Below are 6,528 nucleotides of genomic sequence, written 5' to 3'. Positions count from 1 at the left end.
AGGCGATGATTTCGCGGTCGAATGCGTCGATGACGAAGGCGAGACGAATGACCTCGCCATTCCAGCAGGTGAACTCCAGACCGTCCGAGCACCAGCGCAGATTGGAGCGCATAACCATGACCTTGCCGTCATGGATGCGGCCCTTGCGAACGGCGGTATGCTTCTCCAGCAGCATGGCATGGTTGCCCATGATGCGATGGACCCGTTTGGCGTTGACCACAGGCTTATCGGCGGCTCGCCTTTCGCGATTGAGGAGCGCGGCGATCCGCCGATAGCCATAGGTTGGCCTTTGATCCACCAGCCTGCGAATGGTGGGCAAAAGCTCTGCATCCTCGACCTTGTGGTAAGGCCCACGCGGCTTTGATTTGCCTTTCAGCCGCTCGATGAGGTTGGAACGGGAGACGCCTAGCGTGTCTGCTACGGCCTTCATCGCGAACCGTCCTTCGGCAACAAGATCGGCCGCGATATCCGTTTTTTTGAGTCCGCTTTGGAAAGGGCTTCGCGGAGGATTTCGACCTCCATCGTCTTACGGCCGAGCATGCGCTCCAGCTCGCGGATGCGATCTTCCAGTTTCTTCACTTCCGAATTGCCGACCACCGGCTCGTCAGAATCCACGGCTGCAGCACCTCCCTCACTCAAGAGCCTGCGCCACCGGTAAAGCAGATTGGGCGCAACACCATGGCGGCGAGCGGTCGAAGATACCGTTTCGCCTGGTTCGAAACTCTGCTCGATGATCGTCAGCTTTTGCTCGGTTGTCCACCGCCGACGGCGGACATCACCTGTCAGCAATTCGACATGTCGATACTCGTTAGACATAAGCCTATACCCAAGCCTGTGCTTGAGCCTTTCTGCTTATGCCGACTGTCCGGTCGAAATGGGGGGCAGTTCAGTGAGAAATCGCAGATGCAGGCACTCGACCGCACACAGCTGCGCTTGCCGATGAAGAAAGGCCGCGCCGACACTTTGACCCATGACTATAAGCGCTCAATCGGATCGAGCGCGAAGTACCCAGGAACAAGGCGATCCACGTGATCCTCGACAATTACGGCGCACATAAAAAGACAAGGTCCAGAAGTGGTTCGCCCGACACTCGCGCTGGACTTTCCACTTCACACCGACAGACTGCTATCAACTGCTTCATCCAGGAATATAACGCGGACACGCCTTCATCGGAACGCAAATCCGAACGAAATCATCGCAACTCCAAACCGTGAGTTCCAAACGTTGAAGGCAATCCAACGAAACCAGTAGGTGGTCATTTTACCCAGTTCAGATCGACCGGCGCATCGATGCCTGAAACAATGCCGTTTTCGCAATATTGCCATCTCACCCATGCCTTGCCCTTTGCTTCCCAAGATTTTGGTAAGCATGGTGTCTTCACGTTGCAATGCGCCACCCAGAGCGGATATTCGCTGAAATCGTATTTTTCACAGTTGACCAAGCTATTCCACTCTTGCGGAGACGCGTAGATTGTCGCTCTGTTCCCTGGAATAACATGTTCGCCAATCAATCTGAGCAATTCATAAAGATTGTCGGCTATTTGATCGCCGGTTGCTCCGATATTCCCAGCCTCCTCAACATCAATAGCCAGACTGTTTTTCAATGGATCAAAGCCAACAATATTGAGGCCTTTTAGGATGCTATCTGCTTGCGCTTGGGGAGTACTGCTTAGTGCACGGAAATAATGATAGACACCGACCGAAAGCTTCTCGGCTGTAGCGCCGAGCCAATTTTCCTCGAATTGCGGATCAGTATATGTTCCCCCCTCTGACATCTTGATCATTGCATCCTGGATGCCGGCGGCTGCCACTGCATGCCAGTCGATGGCCCCCTGATAACGCGAAACATCAATTCCTTTCTTAAAACTATCTAAATCTACCATATCATATTCTTTCGTTAACTGGATGAATGAATTTAGCTGGTTAGAGCGCCTTTCAAAAGTGGCAAAGTGGCTCCATGGCAATTATTTCAACATTTCGGTGCTGGCGTACCAATATGCTCCACTCCGGCATTCGATAATCGCCATTTTCCCACGATCCGGTACGGGCGACTATTCCTTTCTGGATGCTAGATATTTGATCTTAGACTTTAATGGTGCAATTTTCTCATACGAATGAAGGGAAGCACTATGATGGCGAGGAGCGGGGCGCGGCAATCAAGCTCGGGCTAGCGTCAAGTTAAGGATCTGCGGCATTTTGGGTGCAAGATTGAGGATTACAGCTCCGTTTTTTGGCTGGATGATGGAGGTGACATTAGACGTGAGCGTAGCAGCTCGCATCCGGAACGGCCAAGCATCCGGCGTTTGAGTGTCTTGAGCCGATTGATACTGCCTTCGACTGGACTTCTCGTAGAGTGCCGGCTCTCTGCGGGGTATTTGCCGCCGTCCGGCAACAAATTTTGAGGCTCCAATTATACCAGCAGAGGCCTGGATGTTCATACCATCCATCAAGAGAACGACACGCGGCATTGCAAGGCTGCAATTCAAGCGGGAAGCAGGAGGATGAGCCAGAGCAAGCTTAGATATTGTCACAATGTTAAAAATGGTATAATCGTTGCAGGGTGTACTCCGTATAGTATACAATAAATATCAGGTTATTTATTGAACTCATTTTAGGATCGGTGAACTTTAAAACGTTGTTTATATATTGTATTCGACTGCCTGCTCGGACTCTCATATACATTAATTTCAGTAACAGGGTTTAGGCTGAGGGCGCCGGATCTTGTCCGCGTCAATAGTGCACGAACATTCTGTGCACAAGGCCGGTCTGTAGCTATGCGACACAATTGAAGAACCGTCGCTCCGTCATGGGGACCACGAGCTCCGCTATACCAGGAGGCATATAACTCAATCATGCAGCTTCAGCCTCGTCTTGCTTCAGGGCAATAATAAAATGCCGTCAGAAACGCGCATCCCGACCCGAAATTTCCGATCCGTTGACGCAACCGCCTCAGGGTCCCCTGGACACGACAAGGAGAAAACGTGTCTCTAGACGAAGACATCCATATTCTGGGCAGGGTGCGTTTGTTTGGTTCTTTCTCGCCGGAAAAGCTGCGACTTCTTGCCTTTGGCACCGAACGGCTGAAACTGCGGCCCGGTCGCAAGCTGTTCCAGGAAGGCCAGAAGGCCGACTACGCCTATATCATCCTGTCAGGAAACATTCTCCTGTTTCGAGAAAACGATAAAGCTCGAAAATTCATCTATCATGTCGGACCCGGAACGATGCTGGGAGAAATGGCCCTTATCATTCATACTTCCCGCCCCACCTCTGCCGTTGTCGAAGGGGAAACTGAAGTTCTGCGCATCAGCCGTTCCATTTTCCGTCGTATTATCGAAGAATATCCAGATCTTGCGGCGAGGATACACGACTGTATCAGCTGCAATATGCTCAACTTTATCCGGGATATCGAAAAAATGGCGCCCCGTTTCGCAAACCCTGTCTGAGCTGTGTCATGCGACATGACACGGATTGTCTTTGACGGCAAAAGCGGGCCTGACCCCAATCAGGAGCAGTTCGGTGAAATGGTTACGTCACAAACGCTGCCAATCGCTGTTTCTGGTGCGATCCAGGGCAAAGCCACTTCGCACTTCGAAACAAATTTGCGCTTATGCATGGGCCGCCCCCGCGTCTGCGTACTGTCGATCGGAAAGCCTCTGACCGAGTATCCGGCCAAAGTGGGTTTGCAGGTGGGAAGAGCCCGGTATGCTTGGAGAAAAGGCCGCGCTCTCCTCTCTGGCTTCGCCAGGCGTCACACCGAACTGGGCACGGAAGCTCCGCAGAAGCTGATTGCCACTCGAAAATCCCGGACTTGCCGTGATCGTGGCAATTGAGTCGGGCGGATCGCTTTTTCTTGTCAATTTCAACAATGCCAGGTCCAGTCGCCTGTCCTGCAGGACCCTGGCTACACCGCCAACGGTTGCGAAAGCACGGTCAAGATGGGCACGCGAAACATCAAACCGACGCTGGATGGATTCAGGTGCCAGATCTTTGACTGAATGTTCTGTTCGATGAACGCCAAAACGCGCATTCGGAAAGACAAGATACGGGTTCGGGGAGTGCGCGCTGCTTCGGGCATTTCGCCACGCAACGCAGCCGACAACACTGTAATGATCGCGTCTTGCACCGCAAAAAGCCGGGATTCGGATAAAGGAGTTTTCGCAGAGGCGACCTTGCGGAGAGAGGTTGTGATGATCCTGGTCAGAGGTTGTTCAGCCTTCGGAACGGCTCCGTGCAGGTTTCGCGCTCCCACTTCCTTTTGGAGTTCCCAACGCGGAATCGCAAGGGACAGTCTTGAACCTGCATCGACTTCGCTCCTGAACGTGTATGCAAGACCCAGAATGCAGATGTCACCAATATTTGCGTTGACATTCACTCCGTTGAGGTCACCTTTCATACTATCTGAGAGCCTGACTCAAAAAGCGACATGTGTGTGCGAAAATTGTTGTTTTCGAGTACCGGAGCGTACATAAAGGTACGTGAGCACCGGAATGGAGAAAATGGCCATTTGCAGCCACACAGGGCGACTTTTGGAACAGGCTCTGAGAGAAAAACCTGAACAAGGTCATGATCGGGACCGCTCTGAATAATGATGCGACGATCGCGATTATAGCGTTGCGCATTGAACGACGATAACCTGATCCGGGTTAGGCCAGGAACACGAGATCGTATTGGACGAGGCGAGCTCGATTTCCGTGAGTGTCTTGTGGATTGCGATCATTGAAGATTATGACGCCGTTATCAGAACCGGCAAGCGGTCGGATAATCGACTGAAGCCTCGCAGTCCCGGCCTTGCAAAACAGCATAAGGATGCGGCCTGTACGCGTCTCCTTCTGGTCTTGTCGCTGCTCGCAGCCGCCTGCCAAAGCATCGACACCTATCTGCGCGATTTCTTCATCAGCCTCGCCACGGGTTATCTGGCCAAGAGCATCGATGCCGTGCTGCCCGTGGGGCAGGAGCGATGTCATGCAGCAAACCGAGCTCGTAAAATTATCCCCCGACAAAATGATCGAGCGCAACCCGACCGTCAGCCGGGCGCGGCCGTCGCAAAGGTTTGTCTGATTGGAGCCGGTCAGAAAAGAGCCGATTGGATTGATGTCCGTGCGAGGGGCGTTTCATGCCTTGGGATGCGGTGTAAGTAATGCCGTTGGTTTCGGTGCAATTAAAGCAAAGGCAGCGCTTTCGAGGCAATGAATACATATTTATGTATATATTAATATTCTAATATATTGATTTTTACAGTGTTATTCAGGCAACATATTTACTCTATTTCATGGATCCTCTTGACTCTTTGAGCATCCTGGAGCGCTATTAAGATCTATTACTCAGGTAATTCTGGAATTTTATAGAAGAGAGTTTTATTTGGCGTCCGTGTAACTCAGGTGCGATGTCCCGCTGTAGATTTTAGTCGGTTTTGACAGCCACGCATCTTGCTTTCGATGAGGGGATATTTGAAATGACCTATTTTACGAACCGTTTTCCAGCCATTCATGCACTGAAACATCGCGCCAGAGCGCTTGCGGGCTCGTCGGCATTGAACACAGCGCCACGATTTGCGACCGCTGCTCTCTGGGCCGCGCTGATTGCAACCACCGCAATGCCCGCAATCCTCGTCGCCGGCATCAGTGAGGCACAGGCGGAGGGTTTGAAGCCGAATGGCGGTACTGGTGGTAATGATAATGGAATGGGGACTGTTGGATACAACGGTTCCGGAGGAGGTGCGACAAGTGGTGGGGCTGCCGGCAAAGTAGGTGCAACCCAAATCGATTCCGGTTCTAACGTATTAACTGGCGGTGCCGGCGGTGCCGGCGGTTCTAACAGTACCAGCGCTAATATTGCCAGTACTGCACCTGGTGGCGGTGGTGGCGGTGGTGCGGGATTATTTCTTTCCAGTGATACATCAAGCTCAACCCATCAAGGGTTGATAATTACTGGAGGAAAGGGGGGGGTTGGAGGTACCGTTACGTGGACGGTTGATAATAGCAAGTATTACGGCAATAGTGGCAATGGCGGTGCCGGTGCCATGATCAATGGGCAGCTGACAAACGTGCAGGGAGCTTCGATCATTGGCGGTGCTGGGGGCGCAGGATCCGGGTCTAAGGGAGCGGGAGGAGACGGTGTCGCAGTCGTCGGAGAAGGTTCTCGTTTTGAGAACTTTGGTACGGTAAAGGGCGGAGGAAGTTCAACCGCTACTAGTGCTGGCGCAGGCATTCGACTCGGTCATGACGCTTATGTTGTTAACGCTGGCATTGTGCAGCCTGGCTCGACTTCCGTTAGCGCGATCCAGATTGTTGGAGAACGTGCCACGCTTGAGCTGCGTGCAGGTTCCGACATACAGGGCAAGGTTAGCGTTGCGAGCACTGTGACCGATGCTACTCTGGTGTTGAACACAGCCGAGGATCTGACTCTTGACATTGGCATTGGGGGCTACAGCGGCTTTGCGACGGTTGGGAAGACTGGCGCTGGCACGTTGACATTGACGGGGACCTCGGCGGTCGTACTGCCCTGGCATATTGAAGAGGGCAAGCTTGTC

Annotated in this window: 5 protein-coding genes and 3 pseudogenes; 4 read left to right on the top strand and 4 right to left on the bottom strand. The window is 52.5% G+C overall.

The window, feature by feature from the left end:
• Positions 1 to 816, bottom strand: a pseudogene (locus ACTJKP_RS25895) (IS3 family transposase); the annotation flags it as partial.
• 75 nt (positions 817 to 891) lie between these two features.
• On the opposite strand from ACTJKP_RS25895, the pseudogene ACTJKP_RS25890 reads away from it, so the two are divergent.
• Positions 892 to 1,126, top strand: a pseudogene (locus tag ACTJKP_RS25890) (IS630 family transposase); the annotation flags it as partial.
• 129 nt (positions 1,127 to 1,255) lie between these two features.
• Here the strand turns inward: ACTJKP_RS25890 and ACTJKP_RS25885 are convergent.
• Positions 1,256 to 1,882: a glycoside hydrolase family 25 protein gene (locus tag ACTJKP_RS25885; protein WP_440632718.1), complete on the bottom strand. Its 627-nt coding sequence runs from the start codon at positions 1,880 to 1,882 to the stop codon at positions 1,256 to 1,258.
• Between the two features lie 1,098 nt (positions 1,883 to 2,980).
• On the opposite strand from ACTJKP_RS25885, the gene ACTJKP_RS25880 reads away from it, so the two are divergent.
• A complete protein-coding gene (locus tag ACTJKP_RS25880; protein ID WP_440632717.1) occupies positions 2,981 to 3,442 on the top strand; it encodes a cyclic nucleotide-binding domain-containing protein in 462 nt (153 codons plus the stop codon).
• Positions 3,443 to 3,604: 162 nt separating this feature from the next.
• Here ACTJKP_RS25880 and ACTJKP_RS25875 read toward each other — a convergent pair whose 3' ends face one another.
• Together ACTJKP_RS25875 and ACTJKP_RS25870 are read right to left on the bottom strand one after the other, a co-directional pair.
• Positions 3,605 to 3,967, bottom strand: coding sequence for a helix-turn-helix domain-containing protein (locus ACTJKP_RS25875; protein ID WP_440632719.1), 363 nt, complete (start codon positions 3,965 to 3,967; stop codon positions 3,605 to 3,607).
• Complete coding sequence (locus tag ACTJKP_RS25870) at positions 3,901 to 4,392, bottom strand: hypothetical protein (protein WP_440632716.1); 492 nt, start codon at positions 4,390 to 4,392, stop codon at positions 3,901 to 3,903. The genes ACTJKP_RS25875 and ACTJKP_RS25870 overlap by 67 nt, the downstream gene beginning before the upstream one ends.
• Before the next feature lie 274 nt (positions 4,393 to 4,666).
• Between ACTJKP_RS25870 and ACTJKP_RS25865 the strand changes: the two genes are divergently transcribed.
• Positions 4,667 to 5,137: a hypothetical protein gene (locus ACTJKP_RS25865; RefSeq protein WP_440632715.1), complete on the top strand. Its 471-nt coding sequence runs from the start codon at positions 4,667 to 4,669 to the stop codon at positions 5,135 to 5,137.
• 272 nt (positions 5,138 to 5,409) lie between these two features.
• Positions 5,410 to 6,528, top strand: a pseudogene (locus tag ACTJKP_RS25860) (hypothetical protein); the annotation flags it as partial.

This window comes from Brucella sp. 22210 (assembly GCF_052045675.1).
Lineage (GTDB): Bacteria > Pseudomonadota > Alphaproteobacteria > Rhizobiales > Rhizobiaceae > Brucella.
Note: the sequence above shows the minus strand (reverse complement) of the source record. Positions and strands in the feature narration are given on the sequence as shown.

Excerpts from the sequence above, each read along its gene's own strand:
- ACTJKP_RS25885 (WP_440632718.1), bottom strand. The coding sequence starts at position 1,882 with ATGGTAGATTTAGATAGTTTTAAGAAAGGAATTGATGTTTCGCGTTAT.
- ACTJKP_RS25870 (WP_440632716.1), bottom strand. The coding sequence starts at position 4,392 with ATGAAAGGTGACCTCAACGGAGTGAATGTCAACGCAAATATTGGTGAC.